Origin of the sequence: Hydrogenophaga sp. IBVHS1, from assembly GCF_002127265.1 — a bacterium.
Taxonomy (GTDB): Bacteria; Pseudomonadota; Gammaproteobacteria; order Burkholderiales; family Burkholderiaceae_C; genus Hydrogenophaga.
The window spans coordinates 441,573-457,823 of record NZ_NFUU01000001.1 but is presented as its reverse complement, the minus strand read 5'-3'; the positions used below and the strand labels follow the sequence as shown (position 1 = coordinate 457,823).

Below are 16,251 nucleotides of genomic sequence, written 5' to 3'. Positions count from 1 at the left end.
TGGGGTCAGAGTCTATTTTATCCGGCTGATCTGTTGCACCGAATTAAATAGGGACAGATAGAAGTCGGGTCATGCTCACCCCCTGAAGCACACGATCAAACGACCTTGTGCACTGCCGACGGAGGCCGGCCGCGTGGTGAAGGCGCAATGCGTCGATCTGTCTTTTTCTGCAACTCGGACATGAAGTCAGCGTCGCCCAAAGCCCAGCCCTGCAAGGTGGCGTCTGTGATGGCGCGCTGCGACGGCGCATCGAGGCCGACACGCACCATTTCGGTGTACGCGGCCTCGCGTGCAAACGGCGTATTGCCAAGGTTCCAGTACATCGGATGTGGCGTAACGCGCCGGTCCTGCATCTGACCTGAGAAGTGGCGGTAACTGGACCATGCGTATTCGCTCGGATCGCTCACCAGGCCTGCACGCACCGGGTTGAGATCAAGGTAGACCATGCAGGCCAGCAAATAGCGCTCGGTCTGAATCAGCGTGGACTTGTAGCGCCCTTCCCAGAGGGTGCCAGTGCGTCGATGCAAGTCGTTGTAATAGCGCACATAGCTCCGCCCCACGGCCTGCATCATCAGCGGCACGCCGTCGGCAGTTTCTGGCGTGAGCAACAGATGGAAATGGTTGTCCATCAACACGTAGGCGTTGATGGCGACTTGATGTTTGCGCGCGTTGTCGCTAAGTGCGTCCAGCAAGACCTCGCGGTCGGCATTGTTCGACACAATCGCCTGGCGGTTGTTGCCGCGCTGGATGACGTGGTGTGGATAGCCGGGTACGGTGAGTCGGGGCAAACGGGCCATAAGTCAGCGGAGAAAATGGAGTCTGACCCCAATTATGTGCGCTGATTCCACACTGCTTGTATGCGGCCGGCCAGCAGAATGCCGAGCACGGACGACGCGCCAGTGACGACCCAGGTCCATTGCCATCCCCCCACCTGCGTAGCCACCCAGGCGACCACAGGGGGACCGAGAAACTGGCCGAGGGCGGAAAACTGCTGCATCCAGCCCACGGTGGTGGAGACCGTGTCGCGGTCGGGCGCCAGGCTCACCGACAGGCCGAACAGGGTGCCGGGAATAAGCCCTCCCACACCAGAGAACACCAGCACCGCGAGGTACTGCCATACCGGATGGCCTTGGGCACCGAACGCCACCAGGGCGCCCAGACCCATGGCCAGGTAGGCCCACATGAGCACAGCACCCGGGCGAGCGCCCCGGGCCAGCCACCAGCCTGCACCGATGTTGCCCGCCATGTTGATGCCTGCGGCCAATGCCGTGAGCACACCCACCACCCCGCCGGAGTAGCCCGCCTGGTGGTAGATGGTGGGCAGGAAACCCACGACCGCAAGCCATTGGCCTGAGTACAGGAAGAAGGCCAGCGCCATGAGCCAGGGACCCGGTGCCCGCAAGGTGCTCGCAAGGCGCGGCCCCAGCGCGTTGGCGCCCGGCACCTTTACGACCGGTACGTCGCGCGGCACCCAGCGGGCCAGCGCGAAGGCGGCGAGGATCGACAACAGTGCCAGGAACCACCATGCGCCGCGCCACCCCACCGCGGCCAGCAAGGGCACGCCCAACAGAAGGGCCAGGGCCGTGCCGAGCGGCATGTAGGCTCCCCACCAACCCAGCGACCGCGCAAGCGTTGGTCCGTGTTCCACGCGCTGGCGCAGCAAGCCGGGTGCGGGCAGCACCGCAAGCAGGAAGCCCATCCCTTCCAGAACGCGCGTGGCCAACAAGGTCGGAACATCGGGCGCAAGAGCGCCGAGCGCGCTGCCCAGGGCGAGCAGTCCCAGACCACTGAGCATGACGCGCCGCGGCCCCAGTCGATCTGCCATGAGACCCACCAGCAGGCCCAGCGTCATGCCAGCCAGTTGAACCAGCGAGAGCAGAAAACCAGCCTGCACCAGGCTCATGCCCAGCGCTTCCCGAAGCACCGGAATGGCCACCGGCAGCTTGCCCACGTGCAAGGCACAGCTCACGCCCACCAGCACCACCAGCGCGGCGAGTCGCCGCGCGTCGATGGTGTGCACGATCACGGGAAGAGCACGGCGCCCAGAAGCCGCTCGTGTTCCCGGATGGCAAAACGGTCGGTCATGCCGGCGATGTAGTCGGCCACGGCTCGCGCCTGGTGCCGCCGCTGCCCGTGTGCCTCGGGCATCTCCGAAGGCGTATCCATGTAGCGCTCGAACAGATCCGCCACCACCTGGCGAGCGCGGTGGGTGGTCTCCATGACTTGTGGATGCCGATAGAGATTCCGCAGCAGGAAGGTCTTGAGCTGCTGGCTGCGCTCGCGCATGCCGTCGGAAAAGGCCACGAGCGTGGGACCCGCTCGAACGTCTTCCACATCCCCAGCACCGGATGCCTCGATGCGCTCCCGCGTGGTGTCGATGACGTCATAAACCTGGTCGCTGAGCATCAACCGGATCGCCTCAAAGAGCAGGCGGCGACCGCCCAGGCGGGGATGAGCCTCCAATGCCCGCCGCCGGTAGTGCTCGAACAGCTCGACCTCCTCCAGTTGCTCCATCGAGAGCAGGCCAGAGCGGACGCCGTCGTCGATGTCGTGCGCGTTGTAGGCGATCTCGTCGGCCAGGTTGCACAACTGAGCTTCGAGCGAAGGTGATCCACCGTGCAGAAAGCGCGAGGCGACGCCGCCAGGCTCCTGCTGCTCAAGGCGAATGGCGTTTGCGCGCGAGCAGTGCTTCAACACACCTTCACGGGTTTCAAAACACAAGTTGAGTCCATCGAAGGCGGGATAGCGCTCCTCCAGCTCATCGACCACGCGCAGGCTCTGCAGGTTGTGCTCAAAGCCCCAACCGTCGCCTGAATCGGACCCATCCTGCCCGGACAGATTCCGCAGGCACGCATTGAGTTCGTCCTGACCTGCGTGGCCAAACGGTGTGTGGCCCAGATCATGCGCCAGGGCGATGGCCTCCACCAAATCTTCGTTGAGTCGCAAAGACCGCGCAATGCTGCGCCCCAGCTGGGCCACTTCAAGCGAATGGGTGAGCCGCGTGCGGAACAGGTCGCCTTCGTGATTGAGGAACACCTGCGTTTTGTAGACCAGACGGCGAAAGGCGGTGGAATGGATCACCCGGTCGCGGTCGCGCTGGTAGGCGGTGCGCGTGGGCGCCTCGGGCTCCGCGTAACGCCTGCCGCGGCTGCGTGCCGGGTCGCTGGCACAAGGCGCCAGGCCCCACTCTGCATGGGCGCCGCCAGCTGCGGTCATGGCTGGCGAACGCTGGCGTCGATCACACGAGCCACCACATCGTCGGGAGCCGATTGCACCTTGGCGTGACCCGGCCGGTCGATCAGCACGAACTTGATCTCACCCGCCTCGGCCTTCTTGTCAACACGCATCAAGGCCAGATAACGGCTGACGTTGTTCCTGGCGTCCAGCACTGGCGCCACCGTGGGCAGGCCCGCGCGCCGAACCAGCTCGGCAAGGCGCTTCACAAACGCCTGATCCACCATGCCCAGCGCAGCGGACAGACGTGCCGCCATCACCATGCCGCAGCCCACGGCTTCGCCATGCAGCCACTGACCATAGCCCATGCCCGCCTCGATGGCATGCCCGAAGGTGTGGCCGAAGTTCAGGATGGCGCGCAACCCGCCTTCGCGTTCGTCCTGCCCCACCACCCAGGCCTTGATCTCGCAGCTGCGGCGCACCGCATGCCCGAGCGCCTCGGGATCGCGGTTCATCAGCGCATCCATGTGAGACTCGATCCAGTCGTAGAACGCCATGTCGGCGATGGGGCCGTACTTGATGACCTCGGCCAGTCCCGCACTGAGCTCGCGCGCGGGCAGTGTTTTGAGCGTGTCCAGATCGCACACCACACGCTGCGGCTGGTAGAAGGCGCCGATCATGTTCTTGCCCAGCGGGTGGTTGATCGCGGTTTTGCCACCCACCGACGAATCCACCTGAGCCAGCAAGGTGGTGGGCACCTGCACAAAGGGCACGCCCCGCATGTAGCTGGCGGCCGCGAAACCGGTCATGTCGCCCACCACCCCGCCGCCCAGGGCGAACATCACGGTCTTGCGGTCGCAGCCGTGCGACAGCAAGGCATCGAAAATCCGATTGAGCGTTTCCCAGTTTTTGTGCGACTCGCCGTCGGGCAGGCTCACGGTGTGGATTTTCGGGTAGCGGGCGCCAAGTGCGCGCACCAGGCGCTCGGCGTAGAGCGGTGCCACCGTCTGGTTGGTGACGATCAAGGCGCTGGTGGCCGTGGGCAGATGGGCGTAGGTGTCAGGTACGTCCAGCAGACCTGGGCCGATGGCAATGGCGTAGCTGCGATCACCCAGATCGATGTGAACCTGATCGAGGCTGGATTCTGGAATCTGAGGGGTCATGGCCCCGAGTTTATGCGGTGCGTCCCGCACTGCAGGGCCAGGGGTCAGTGTCCTGCGGCTCCAGGATCGCGCGCCCGGCCCACGGGCGCCATGCCGGCCAGCTCGAGCTGCATCACGATCATATTGACCAGCGTGGCCACCGAGGGGCGGCCCGTCTCGATCACGAAATGCGCCGTCTGCCGGTACAGGGGGTCACGCGCCTCGAACAGGTCACGCAGGCGTTGCAGGGGGTCTTCCACTTGCAAGAGTGGACGGTTTCGGTCGTGCCGCAAACGGCGAAACACTTCCTCGGGCACTGAGCGGAGATAGACCACGGTGCCGCGCTCATGCAAGTGATCGCGGTTGGTCTGGCGCAGCACCGAGCCGCCGCCGGTGGACACGACGGAGATGGGTCCGCGAGTCAGCTCGTCGAGCACCGATTCTTCAAGATCTCGGAAACGCTCCTCCCCCTCGCGCTCGAAGTACTCCCGGATCGAACAACCCAGGCGCTCTTCGATCACATGATCGGAGTCGAAGAAAGGGAGCGAAAGACGTCGGGCGAGTTGTCGCCCGATGGTGGACTTTCCCGAACCCGGGAGGCCCACCAGGAAACACGATGGAACGACGCTCAATTGATGGCCGAGCGCCCCAGTACGCGTGGCGTGATGAAGATCAGCAGCTCTGACTTGTTGGCGATTCGCTCGCGCGACTTGAACAGGTTGCCCAGCGCGGGGAGGTCGCCCAGCAGGGGAACCTTGTTCACCTGGTCACGTTCGGTCTGCTCAAAAATGCCGCCGATCACGACCGTTCCGCCGTTCTCCACCAGCACCTGCGTCTGCACGTGCTTGGTGTTGATGGCGATGCCATCGGGCGTCGATTCACCACGGCTGTCCTTGTTGATGTCCAGGTCCAGAATGATGTTGCCCTCGGGCGTAATTTGAGGCGTCACTTCCAGCTTCAGATTGGCCTTGCGGAATGCGATGGCCGTGGCGCCGCTGGAAGTGGCGGTCTGGTAGGGGAACTCGGTGCCCTGCTCGATCAAAGCCTTGACCTGGTCGGCCGTGACCACGCGCGGACTGGAGACGATGCGACCCTTGCCATCGGATTCCAGGGCGGAGATCTCCAGACTCAAGAAGCGTGATGCGTTCGGGCTGAACAACGACAGCGCATAAGACGCGGCCAGCGCATTGCCCGGGTTGGCTGGCAGGCTCACGAACGGCTGCGAGGTGAGCGTAGGACCGGTCGAGACTGCGCCGTAGGTGGAGCCAAAGTTGCCTTGCACCTGATTGCCGTTGACCGAACCGACGTTGAAGCCACGAACGCCGCCGCCCAGTCGCACACCGAGCGATTTGCCGAAGCTGTCGTCGGCCTCGACGATGCGTGCTTCGATCATCACCTGGCGAATCGGAATGTCGAGCTTGGCAATCAGTTCCTGCACCTGCTGCAGTCTGGAGGGAATGTCGGTGACGAAAAGCTGGTTGGTGCGCGGCTCGGAGATCACGCTGCCTCGCTCGGACAGGATGCGTGCACTGCTCGCCCCACCGCCACCACCACCGCCGCCAGCGCCGGCGGAAACCAGTTGAGTGGCAATGTCCGCGGCCTTGGCGTAGTTCATCTGGAAGCCCTGTGTGCGCAACGTCTCCAGACTCTCGATGGAGGCCTTGGACTCCAGTTCCTGCTTTTCACGCGCGGAGATCTCGTCCTTGGGTGCGATCCACAACACGTTGCCCGATTTGCGCATGCCCAAGCCCTTGGCCTGCAGAATGATGTCCAGCGCCTGGTCCCAAGGCACGTCTTTCAAGCGGAGGGTGACGGCGCCAGTGACCGAGTCGGATGTCACCACGTTGAAGTTGGTGAAGTCGGCGATCACCTGCAACAGCGTGCGAACCTCGATGTTCTGGAAATTCAGCGAGAGTTTCTCGCCGTTGTAGCCAGGCCCTTGCGTCAGCTTGGAAGAATCGATTTTCTGCTCGCGCACCTCAAGCACAAACTGGTTGTCACTTTGGTAGGCCGAGTGCTCCCAGTTGCCAGTAGGGGTGACCACCATGCGCACACGGTCGCCGGTTTGCGTCGTCGTGACGCTCTGGACAGGCGTGCCGAAGTCGCTCACGTCCAGGCGACGGCGCAGACCTTCGGGCAGCGAAGTTTTGAGAAACTCAACCACCAGGTTCTGTCCTTGCTGCCGAATGTCAACACCCACCTGGTTGTTCGCCAGATCCACCACCACCCGGCCAGCGTTGCCCACGCCACGTCGGAAATCGATGTCGCGCAGGGCAGCAACGTCCCTGTTGCGGTTCTCAGAAAAGGAGACCGGCGGCGCAGTGGCTGCCGTTACAGGTTGCGCGCGATCCAGCACCACCAGCAGCGTCTTGCCATCCACACGCGTCTGGTAGGAAGCCGATTGCTTGAGGTTGACGACCACGCGCGTCCGGTCACCCGCCTGAACCACGTTGACAGAACGGATGTTGCCTTCGTTGACCTCGATGGCATTGCGCCCGATCGAGTTGGCGACGCCCGGGAAGTCCAGTGCAATACGTGCCGGCGCCTGAATCGTGAAGCCTGTAGGAACGGCCGCCAGAGGCTCGGTGGTGGTGATGCGAATTACCTCCACGCCGCCCTGCACGCCCCCGGTGATCGACTGAATCGCATTCTGAGCATGCACCCAGAAGCTCGACAACGTCATGCACGCGAAAACCGCGCCTTTGAGCACCCCCCGCTCCACGGCTGAGAATCCGGTCGCCTTGTTTGGCTTGTTCATTTAGTGACATCCTCTTGTAGCTGCAGCGCCGCAGCGCGCTCTGTCCATTCACCTGACGAGTCCTGCACGATCTCTCTCAACACCACTTCGGTTTCGCTGATACGGGTCACGCGCCCATAGTTTTGCCCCAGGTAGTTGCCGGGCCGGACCTGGTAGAGCAAGTTGTCCACCTTCACCAGAGCGACCAGCTGGCCATCGCGGTTGAGACTGCCGACCATCTTCATGATGTCCATCGGGTAGGCCTCTAGCGGCTGTTTGCGGCGGTTGAGTTCGGGCTCGATGAGAGCCGAATTTGCCACCGGGACCGACTGACTGCCGCGCAACACGCTGGCCAGCTTTTCAGTGCTGAAAGGCGGCGTCTGACGTTCGCCTTCGTAGGCTTGCGGCACGAACTTGGTGGGCGCCGGAATCGGCTGCACAGAGGGCTTGATCGAGTTGCGCTCGGTCTGCATCCAGGACTGCAGCTCGTCCTGGCTCGACGAGGTGCACGCCGTCAGGCTCAGGGCCAGCGCCAGCAACGTGCCAGGCTTCAACCATCGGGTCTGCATCACTTCTGGGCTCCCTGGGCTGCTTTTTGCTGCAGCGCGACTTCTTCCTGATCCAGGTAACGGAACGTCTTCGCGGTGCAATCCATCGTCAGCACGCCGTCGCGATCCTTGACAGGCGTGAGCGTCAGATTGTTCAAGGTGACAATTCGCGAGAGATTGGCAATGTCGGCCGCGAACAGGCCGATGTCGTGGTAGGTGCCAGTAACGCGCACCGCAATCGGCAATTCCGCGTAGTACTCTTTCACGCTCACCTGACCCGGACGGAACAATTCAAACTGAAGACTGCGGCCCAGACCAGCCTGGTTGATGTCCGAGAGCAGCGCGTCCATCTCGGCCTTGCTGGGCAATTGTTTTTCCAGCTGGGTCACGTACTGTTGCACCTGTTCCAGCTGCTTCTTGAGCGCATCGAGGTTCACCGCCTGCACAAGCTTCTTGCGGTAGTCCTCGCGCAGTGTCACTTCACGGGATTTTTCCACAATGAGCTCTTCGTCGGACGCCTTCAACCAGGCGAACCAGAGGCCGGCGATCACAGCAGCACAGACCGCCACGAACAGCAGGTTGCGTGGCAAACCAGGCCACTGCGAAGGATCATTGGGGTCAAGGCCGCTGAACTGGGCCTTGAGCTTGTCCTGGATTCCCTTGAAATCCACGTTGATGCTGGGCGATTTGGCCATGTTGCGTGGTTCCCTGATCAGACTTTTCCAGCGGCAGCAGGTGTTGCAGGAGCAACCCCGGGAGCAGCCGGTGCGGCGGACGAGGGACGCTTGAGAGAGACCCGAATACTGAAGTTCGACACCCGCCGCTGCTCACGGCCGGAGACCGCAAAGTTGGATGCAACGATTTCGACCAGTTCAGGGCGAACCAGCCAGGTGCTGTTGTTCGACAGGTTGCGCAACAGCTCGGAGACACGCTCCTGAGATTGCGCCACGCCCACCAGCAAGACGCTCTGGCTTTCCTGGCGCATGCTGCTGAGGTAGATGCCGTCGGGCAATTGAGCCACCAGCTCGTCAAGCAAGTGCACGGGGATATTGCGATCGCCCTGAAGGTTCTCTACCGCCGTCTGACGCGCGCGAAGGGAGGCGATCTCTCGCTGCAGGCTGGCAATGTCCTTGATTTCCGCTTCGAGCTTCTTGATTTCGGCCTGAAGAAACTCGTTGCGACCTTGCTGAGAAGCAATCTGCCCTTGATACCAGGTGAAGATCGCACCGCAGATCACGCCACCAAGCAGGGCGGAAAGGCCCAGCTGGGTGTAAAACTGGTCCTTCTGGCGCTTGCGGGCTGCCTCTCGGTGGGGCAGCAGGTTGATGAGGATCATTGGTAAAACCTCCGCAGGGCCAGGCCCGTCGAGGTCAGGTAAGACGGTGCTTCCCGTGAAATCTTGCGGGCCTGCACAGACGCGGCCATTTCCATGGCATCGAACGGATTGATCACCATGCAGGCAAAGGAGGTCTGGTGCGTCACCGCCTCCGTGAGGCCCGGCAGGGCTGCACTGCCGCCGGCAAGCAGAATGTGATCCACCTTGTTGTACGGCGTGCTCGTGAAGAAGAACTGCAGCGCACGGCCGATTTCCTGCGCCATGCTCTCGATGAAGGGATCGAGCACCGCAGAGCGGTAGTCGTCGGGCAGATCGCCAGAGCGCTTCTTGGCTTCGGCTTCGTCAGACGAGAACCCGTACTGGCGCACGATGAGCTGGGTGAGCTGGGCGCCACCGAAGGCTTGGTCCCGCTCATAAAGCACGTCGTCGTTGCGCATCACCTGCATGCTCGTCGTCAACGCGCCGACTTCAAACAACGCCACCAGAGAATCCACGCCCTGATTGGGCAAGGTCTCGATCACACGCCCGGCCGCCATGCGCGAGGCATAGGACTCCACATCCATGACCACGGGCTTCAGGCCAGCCGCTTCGGCCAGGCCCTGGCGGTCTGACACTTTTTCCTTGCGCGAGGCCGCGATCAACACCTCGACATCGCCCACCGAATTGGCGCTGGGTCCGATCACGCAAAAGTCCAGACTGACTTCATCGAGCGAGAAGGGAATGTATTGATTGGCTTCCGACTCGACTTGAGCTTCGAGCTCCTTGTCGGAGAGGCCGCCCGGCAGAATGATTTTTTTGGTGATCACCGCCGACGCCGGCAATGCCAGCGCCACATTTTTGGTCTTGCTGCCGCTCTTGCGCACCACGCGACGCACGGCCTCGGCCACTTCGTCGAATTTTTCGATGTTGCCGTCGGAAATCCAGCCGCGTTCGAGCGGCTCCATGGCGCATCGCTCCAGCACGAGGTCTCCCGCCCGGTTGCGACCGAGTTCCACCAACTTCACGCTGGACGAACTGACATCGATGCCCAGCAAGGGCGCCGGTTCACGGTTGAATAACGATCCCAATGAGATCAAGGTGACCCCCATTAATGGTGACGACGGGCGGCGCCAAACTTAAGAATTCACTTGAATGCTAGCAGTAAGCCCTTTGTCCAGCAAAGATTTTTTGCTTTTGCGACAAAGTGAAACGTTGTCAAAAGCATACGCATCCGGTGCCCTTCGTGAATTGCTTCATGAGCCACTTATCCGGCCAATTCACAACAACTCACAATAAGCCGGACAGGCGCTCCATTGGAGGGCGTCCCGATTTTTATAATCGGCAATACCGCTCTGATCGACCGCATGCCCAAAAACGACACTTCTTCGCCTCGCTCTTCCGATGGGTCAGTATCGACCGGACGCACCGCACTCCTTTGGGCCGGTCGCTTGGTGGTGGGTCTGGCCGGACTGGCGGTGGCAGGTGTTGCAGGAATGCTGATGGCCGTGGGCATCGCGCTTGCTGTCGCCTACCCCAATCTTCCCGAAGTGGCCAGTTTGGCCGACTACCGCCCGAAGCTGCCGCTTCGCGTGCTCTCCGCCGATGGCGAGCTGATTGGCGAGTTCGGTGAAGAGCGGCGCAACCTGCTGACCTTCGACCAGATTCCAGCGGTGATGAAGAATGCGGTGCTGGCCATTGAGGACGCCCGCTTCTTTGAACACAACGGGGTCGACTACCGCGGCATGGTCCGTGCAGCGCTGGCCAATTTGCGTCAGGCCAAGAGCCAGGGTGCGTCCACGATCACCATGCAGGTCGCGCGTAACGTATATCTGTCGGCAGAGAAGAGCTACACGCGCAAGATCTACGAAGTGCTGTTGACCTTCAAGCTGGAGCACATGCTCACCAAGGAGCAGATCCTCGAGATCTACATGAACCAGATCTTTCTGGGTCAACGGGCCTACGGTTTTTCTTCCGCCGCACAAATCTATTTCGGCAAATCACTTCAAGACGTCACGATCGCCGAAGCCGCCATGCTCGCCGGGCTGCCGCAGGCCCCGTCCGCCTACAACCCAGTGCGCAATCCCAAGCGCGCGCGGGCGCGGCAACTGCACATCATCGACCGAATGGTCGAAAACGGCTTCATCACTGTGGCTGAGGCGGAGGCGGCGAAGGCCGAGGCGCTCAAGCTGCGTCCGTCGGTCAACCCGGATCGACCCCACACCGAATTCGTGGCCGAAATGGTGCGCCAGTCCATGGTTGCCCAGTATGGAGACGAGGCCTACACACGCGGCCTGGTGGTGTTGACCACGCTCAACACCAAGCACCAGCTGACCGCCTACCGGGCTGTGCGCCAAGGCGTGCTCGACTACGAGCGGCGCCAGTTTTACCGCGGCCCGGAGCTGTTCATTGACCTGCCCGATGAAAAATCCGCGCGCGACGACGCGATCGATGAGGCGCTGAACGACCGCCCGGACAACGACGATCTTTTGTCAGCCGTGGTGCTGGAGGCCAACCCGCGCCGGGTGCTGGCGGTGCGTCAGGACGGCGAGCCGTTCGAGATTACCGGAGAAGGCTTGAAGCCTGCCCAGTCCGGGCTCTCGGAGAAGGCGGGGCCGAACATCAAGATCCGTCCGGGCGCGGTGATCCGTGTTGTGCAGACGGGCGCCAAAGCCTGGCGCATCACGCAACTGCCCGAAGTGGAATCCGCCTTCGTGGCGCTGGATCCTCGCAGCGGCAACATCATCGCCCTGATCGGCGGATTCGACTTCCAGAAGAGCAAGTTCAACCACGTCACACAGGCCTGGCGGCAACCCGGCTCGAGCTTCAAACCGTTCATTTACTCAGCTGCGCTCGAAAAGGGTCTGACCCCCATGACCGTGGTCAACGACGCGCCCCTCTTCTATTCCGCCGGGGAAACCGGTGGCAAGCCTTGGGAGCCGAAGAATTACGACGGCCAGTTCGAAGGTCCCATGTCGGTGAGGCGAGCGCTGGCCAAATCGAAGAACATGGTTTCCATCCGCGTGCTTCAGCTGGTGGGTACCCAGAGCGCGCAGGAATGGGTGACTCGGTTCGGATTCGACGCGGACAAGCACCCGCCCTACCTCACGATGGCGCTGGGGGCCGGTTCGGTCACACCCATGCAGATGGCGCTGGGCTATTCGGTGTTTGCAAACGGTGGCTACCGCATCGCGCCCAACCTGATCACCCGGGTGAGCGACCACAAGGGTAAGGTGCTTTATGCCGCCCAACCAGCGCCGCTGGCCGACGAACAACGTGTGATCGACGCGCGCAATGCTTTTGTGATGAACAGCTTGCTGCAGGAAATAACCCGCTCTGGCACCGCCGCTCGCGCGCAGGCCACGCTCAAGCGCACCGACCTCTTCGGCAAGACCGGCACCACCAACGATGCGGTGGACGCCTGGTTCGTCGGCTACCAGCCCTCGCTGGTGGCCGCGGCCTGGGTGGGTTATGACACGCCGCGCAACCTGGGCAGCCGCGAGACCGGCGGTGGGTTGAGTCTGCCGATCTGGATCTCGTTCATGTCCGAGGCTCTCAAAGGGGTGGACATTGCGACCTACACGCCGCCGTCCGGCGTGATCAATGTCGGTGGTGAGTGGTACTACGAGGAATTTGGTCCCGGACGCGGGGTGCATGGACTGGGATTGCAAGACCCGTGGCCAGGCGCGCCAGCAGCCCCGGTGGAGTACGACCCCAACACCAATCTGCCGGTCAAGCCCCCTGCGGCGAACGAAGACCGACGCAGCATCCTGGATCTGTTCAGGAACTGAAGCGCAACGGCAACCCGGCCTGTTCCGACGCGAAGCGGCTCAGCAGCTCGAAGAACTCACCGTGCTGCTTGGTGTCCATCCAGCGCTCGCCGTTGTGCTTGAAGTGGAATCCGCCGGCACGCGCCGCCATCCACACTTCGTGCAGCGGCTTCTGAAGATTGATGATGATCTGACTGCCACTGGCGAAGGTCACGGTGATCATGCCGCCCACGCGTTGGTTGTCGAGGTCTGCGTCTGTCGCGTCGTTGATGCGGTCGCAGGCCAGTTCGATGGACCGAAGCAGCGCTTCCGCCAGGTCCTGGTACTCGGTATCGGTCATTACAATGCCTGGATGTCTGGGTTGAAAAGCATTCTAGGTCGTGGTCCGACCCCATCGCGCCGCATGGCCATCGCGGTTTTGTGTCTGGTTGGCGCCATGGGCGCATCGGCCTGTGGCCAGAAGGGTCCGTTGTACCTTCCGGCGCCCGGCACTTCAAGCAAAGACAAACCTGTCAGCGCGCCTGCGCCCAATGCACCTCGCTGACGCTACTGCCCTCACCGCATGACCACCACTTCAGGCCTGCCGGCCCCGGCATTGCCCACCTGCTTCGCTTACGTCAACCACCAGCTGATGGTGGAAGATGTTCCGCTGGAACGGCTGGCGCGCGAGCATGGCACGCCGCTGTTTGTCTACAGCGAGGCGGCCATGCTCGCCGCGCTCGCCTCCTACCAGCGCGGCCTGGCCGGGCGCAGGCATTTGATCTGCTACGCGATGAAAGCCAACTCGTCGCTCGCGATCCTCCAGACCTTGGTGCGCGCGGGTTGTGGGTTGGACATCGTGTCTGGCGGTGAACTCGAGCGTGCGATGGCCGCCGGCGTTGACCCGGCCCAGGTGATCTTCTCTGGCGTGGGCAAAACCCGCGCGGAAATGCGTCAGGCACTGCGCCTGGGTATCGGCTGCTTCAACGTGGAGAGCCGCGCCGAACTCGACGTGCTGGATGAGGTCGCTCGCGAGATGGGCCTGCGCGCACCCGTCAGCGTGCGCGTCAACCCCAACGTGGACGCCAAGACCCACCCCTACATTTCCACCGGCCTCAAGGGCAACAAGTTCGGCATTGCGCACGAAGATGTGATCGCCACCTACCGCCATGCGGCGGCGTGCGCCGGTCTGCGCGTGGTGGGCATCGACTGCCACATCGGCTCGCAGATCACCCAGTCTGGCCCCTACCTGGATGCGATGGATCGCATCCTTGACCTGGTGCAAGGTATCGAGGCTTCGGGCATTCACATCGAACACATCGATTTCGGCGGTGGCCTGGGCATCGACTACCAGGGCGATGCACCTCCCGAGGCCGATGCGCTGTGGGCTCAGCTGCTGAAAAAACTCGACGCTCGAGGGTTTGGCGACCGCGCCATCTACATTGAGCCTGGTCGCTCGCTGGTGGGCAATGCCGGGGCCTGCCTCACCGAAGTCCTCTACCTCAAGCCCGGAGAGCACAAGAACTTCCTGATCGTCGACGCCGCCATGAACGATCTGCCGCGCCCGGCCCTGTACGAAGCGTTTCACCGCATCGTGCCGCTCGCCCCGCGCGAAGGTGTTGCCAGCACCACCTGGGACGTGGTCGGCCCGGTGTGCGAAAGCGGTGACTGGATCGGCCGCGACCGCGCGCTGGCGGTGCAGGCAGGTGACTTGCTGGCGGTGCTCTCGGCGGGCGCCTACTGCATGAGCATGGCGAGCAACTACAACACGCGCGGCCGGGCGGCCGAAGTGCTCGTGAGTGGCACCAAAGCCACCCTCATCCGTTCGCGCGAGACGGCCGCCGACCAGCTGCGCCTGGAGCGTCTGCTGCCACCGGCCTGATATCCCAACCGCGGGTCAGATCCGGGTGAGCCGGCGCCACAGGCGCCACCCCAGCAAAGCCGCGAGCAGCGCGGCGTACACCGCCACCTCGGCGTAGTCGTTCTTGCCGCTGCGCATCCAGAAAAAATGCAGCACGGCAAGGCCGGCCACCGCATACACCATGCGGTGCAACCGTTGCCAGGTCTGAGCACCGAGCGTGCGAATGGCGCGATTGAACGACGTGGCCGCCAGGGCCAGCAGCAGCAGCCATCCCAGAAAGCCCACCAGGATGAAGGGCCGCTTGACGATGTCGGCCACGATGCCGGCGAGGTCGAACTCCATGTCGAACCAGGCGTAGGCCAGCAGGTGCATGCAGGCATAGAAGAACACGAACAAGCCCAGCATTCGGCGCCAGCGGGCCAGCGCCGGCCAACCGCCGATGACGCGCAAGGGCGTGACTGCCAACACCAGCACCAGAAAGCGCAGGGTCCAGTCTCCCAGTGAGCGAATCAGCGCTTCAGCCGGATTGGCTCCGAGCTGGTTGGAGAAAGCCGCCCAGAGGAGCCACATAAAGGGCAGCGCAGCGACGAGGAAGACCAAAGGCTTGGCCGCCGCGTGCCCGATCCAACGGTTGATCTTTGATCCGGCGGGACGCATCCCGTCAGTACAGCTTGCGCAGATCCATGCCGGCGTAGAGCTGGCCCACCTGGGGTTCGTAGCCGTTGAACATCAGCGTCTGACGGCGCTTGGCGAAGAGGCCGCCCTCCTCCCCAATGCGCCGCTCGGTCGCCTGGCTCCAGCGCGGGTGGTCAACCTGAGGGTTGACGTTGGAATAGAAACCATATTCCTGAGGGGCTGCCAGGTTCCAGGCGGTGCGGGGCTCTTTGTCGGTAAAGCGGATCTTCACCAGCGACTTGCCACTCTTGAAGCCGTACTTCCAAGGCACCACCAGGCGCAAAGGCGCGCCATTCTGGTTGGGCAGCACTTCGCCGTACATCCCGAATGCGAGCAGCGTCAGTGGGTGCATGGCTTCGTCCAGGCGCAAGCCTTCCACATACGGCCACTGCAGCACGCTGGAGCGCAGACCGGGCATCTGCTTGGGATCGGCGAGGGTGTGGAACTCCACGTACTTCGCGCTACCTTGGGGCTGCACTTGCTTGATCAGCTCCGAAAGCGAATAGCCCACCCACGGAATCACCATGGACCAGCCTTCAACGCAGCGCAGCCGGTAAATGCGCTCCTCCATCGGGCTGAGTTTCTGCAGCGCATCCAGATCGAAACTGCCTGGCTTGTTGACCAGGCCTTCGACCGCCACGGTCCAGGGGCGTGGCTTGAGCGTCTTGGCCGAGGCAGCAGGTTCTGCCTTGTCAGTGCCGAATTCGTAGTAGTTGTTGTAGCTGCTCGCATCCTGGTAGGAGGTGAGCTTCTCCATGGTGCGAGCGCCGCTGACACTAGAGGCGCGCCCGGGCAAGGCGGCAAGCTTTCCGGGCTTGGGCGTCTCGGTCTGAGCCCAGGCATCGCGGCCCGCCCAACCACCGGCCACGCCAAGTGCCGCAGCCGTCAGGGCGCTGCGTTCCAGCCACTGGCGTCGGTTGAGGTAGGCCGATGGCGGCGTGATCTCGCTGGGCAGCGGATGCTGAAAACCGTTGTGACCGGTGCGGATGATCATGGGACGTTCCTTGCTGGGTCAAACTGCGCGCGAAAGATGCCGCGCACTGTCTTCGTCCG

The 16,251-nt window shown here is 62.8% G+C and carries 16 protein-coding genes; 3 read left to right on the top strand and 13 right to left on the bottom strand.

Annotation, left to right across the window (positions count from 1 at the left end; genetic code table 11):
* Nucleotides 1-95: 95 nt before the first annotated feature.
* From CAP37_RS02255 to CAP37_RS02210, 10 genes are read right to left on the bottom strand one after another with little or no spacing between them, the layout of a single operon-like run.
* Nucleotides 96-797: a transposase gene (locus tag CAP37_RS02255; protein WP_086122671.1), complete on the bottom strand. Its 702-nt coding sequence runs from the start codon at nucleotides 795-797 to the stop codon at nucleotides 96-98.
* A 32-nt stretch (nucleotides 798-829) separates the two neighbouring features.
* Complete coding sequence (locus CAP37_RS02250) at nucleotides 830-2,026, bottom strand: CynX/NimT family MFS transporter (RefSeq protein WP_306297820.1); 1,197 nt, start codon at nucleotides 2,024-2,026, stop codon at nucleotides 830-832.
* Complete coding sequence (locus CAP37_RS02245; RefSeq protein ID WP_086122670.1) at nucleotides 2,023-3,216, bottom strand: deoxyguanosinetriphosphate triphosphohydrolase; 1,194 nt, start codon at nucleotides 3,214-3,216, stop codon at nucleotides 2,023-2,025. Before CAP37_RS02245 ends, CAP37_RS02250 begins: the two co-directional genes overlap by 4 nt.
* Nucleotides 3,213-4,337: a 3-dehydroquinate synthase gene (gene aroB, locus CAP37_RS02240; protein ID WP_086122669.1), complete on the bottom strand. Its 1,125-nt coding sequence runs from the start codon at nucleotides 4,335-4,337 to the stop codon at nucleotides 3,213-3,215. Before aroB ends, CAP37_RS02245 begins: the two co-directional genes overlap by 4 nt.
* Nucleotides 4,338-4,381: 44 nt before the next feature.
* Entirely contained in the window at nucleotides 4,382-4,948 is a 567-nt protein-coding gene (locus tag CAP37_RS02235; RefSeq protein ID WP_256926856.1) for a shikimate kinase, read from the bottom strand.
* Complete coding sequence (gene pilQ / locus CAP37_RS02230) at nucleotides 4,945-7,074, bottom strand: type IV pilus secretin PilQ (RefSeq protein ID WP_086122667.1); 2,130 nt, start codon at nucleotides 7,072-7,074, stop codon at nucleotides 4,945-4,947. Before pilQ ends, CAP37_RS02235 begins: the two co-directional genes overlap by 4 nt.
* A complete protein-coding gene (locus CAP37_RS02225; protein WP_179190217.1) occupies nucleotides 7,071-7,622 on the bottom strand; it encodes a pilus assembly protein PilP in 552 nt (183 codons plus the stop codon). The genes pilQ and CAP37_RS02225 overlap by 4 nt, the downstream gene beginning before the upstream one ends.
* Nucleotides 7,622-8,296, bottom strand: a complete 675-nt coding sequence (locus CAP37_RS02220) for a type 4a pilus biogenesis protein PilO (RefSeq protein ID WP_086122666.1) — start codon at nucleotides 8,294-8,296, stop codon at nucleotides 7,622-7,624. The genes CAP37_RS02225 and CAP37_RS02220 overlap by 1 nt, the downstream gene beginning before the upstream one ends.
* Before the next feature lie 17 nt (nucleotides 8,297-8,313).
* Nucleotides 8,314-8,937, bottom strand: coding sequence for a PilN domain-containing protein (locus CAP37_RS02215; RefSeq protein WP_086122665.1), 624 nt, complete (start codon nucleotides 8,935-8,937; stop codon nucleotides 8,314-8,316).
* On the bottom strand, nucleotides 8,934-10,013 hold the full coding sequence (locus CAP37_RS02210; protein ID WP_086124776.1) for a pilus assembly protein PilM: 1,080 nt from the start codon (nucleotides 10,011-10,013) through the stop codon (nucleotides 8,934-8,936). The genes CAP37_RS02215 and CAP37_RS02210 overlap by 4 nt, the downstream gene beginning before the upstream one ends.
* Before the next feature lie 267 nt (nucleotides 10,014-10,280).
* Between CAP37_RS02210 and CAP37_RS02205 the strand changes: the two genes are divergently transcribed.
* Nucleotides 10,281-12,704, top strand: a complete 2,424-nt coding sequence (locus CAP37_RS02205; RefSeq protein WP_086122664.1) for a penicillin-binding protein 1A — start codon at nucleotides 10,281-10,283, stop codon at nucleotides 12,702-12,704.
* Here CAP37_RS02205 and cyaY read toward each other — a convergent pair.
* A complete protein-coding gene (gene cyaY / locus CAP37_RS02200) occupies nucleotides 12,694-13,023 on the bottom strand; it encodes an iron donor protein CyaY (RefSeq protein ID WP_086122663.1) in 330 nt (109 codons plus the stop codon). The genes CAP37_RS02205 and cyaY overlap by 11 nt on opposite strands.
* Before the next feature lie 12 nt (nucleotides 13,024-13,035).
* Between cyaY and CAP37_RS22155 the strand changes: the two genes are divergently transcribed.
* Nucleotides 13,036-13,227, top strand: a complete 192-nt coding sequence (locus CAP37_RS22155; protein WP_143435867.1) for a lipoprotein — start codon at nucleotides 13,036-13,038, stop codon at nucleotides 13,225-13,227.
* 18 nt (nucleotides 13,228-13,245) lie between these two features.
* The gene (gene lysA, locus CAP37_RS02195; protein WP_086122662.1) at nucleotides 13,246-14,544 is read left to right on the top strand and encodes a diaminopimelate decarboxylase; all 1,299 of its coding nucleotides are present in this window, start codon (nucleotides 13,246-13,248) and stop codon (nucleotides 14,542-14,544) included.
* 15 nt (nucleotides 14,545-14,559) lie between these two features.
* Here the strand turns inward: lysA and CAP37_RS02190 are convergent, their stop codons facing one another.
* Nucleotides 14,560-15,180 carry a sulfite oxidase heme-binding subunit YedZ gene (locus CAP37_RS02190; protein ID WP_086122661.1) on the bottom strand — a complete coding sequence of 207 codons (621 nt, stop codon included), beginning with the start codon at nucleotides 15,178-15,180 and terminating at the stop codon, nucleotides 14,560-14,562.
* A gap of 4 nt (nucleotides 15,181-15,184) precedes the next feature.
* Complete coding sequence (gene msrP, locus CAP37_RS02185; RefSeq protein WP_086122660.1) at nucleotides 15,185-16,192, bottom strand: protein-methionine-sulfoxide reductase catalytic subunit MsrP; 1,008 nt, start codon at nucleotides 16,190-16,192, stop codon at nucleotides 15,185-15,187.
* Nucleotides 16,193-16,251 lie beyond the last annotated feature (59 nt).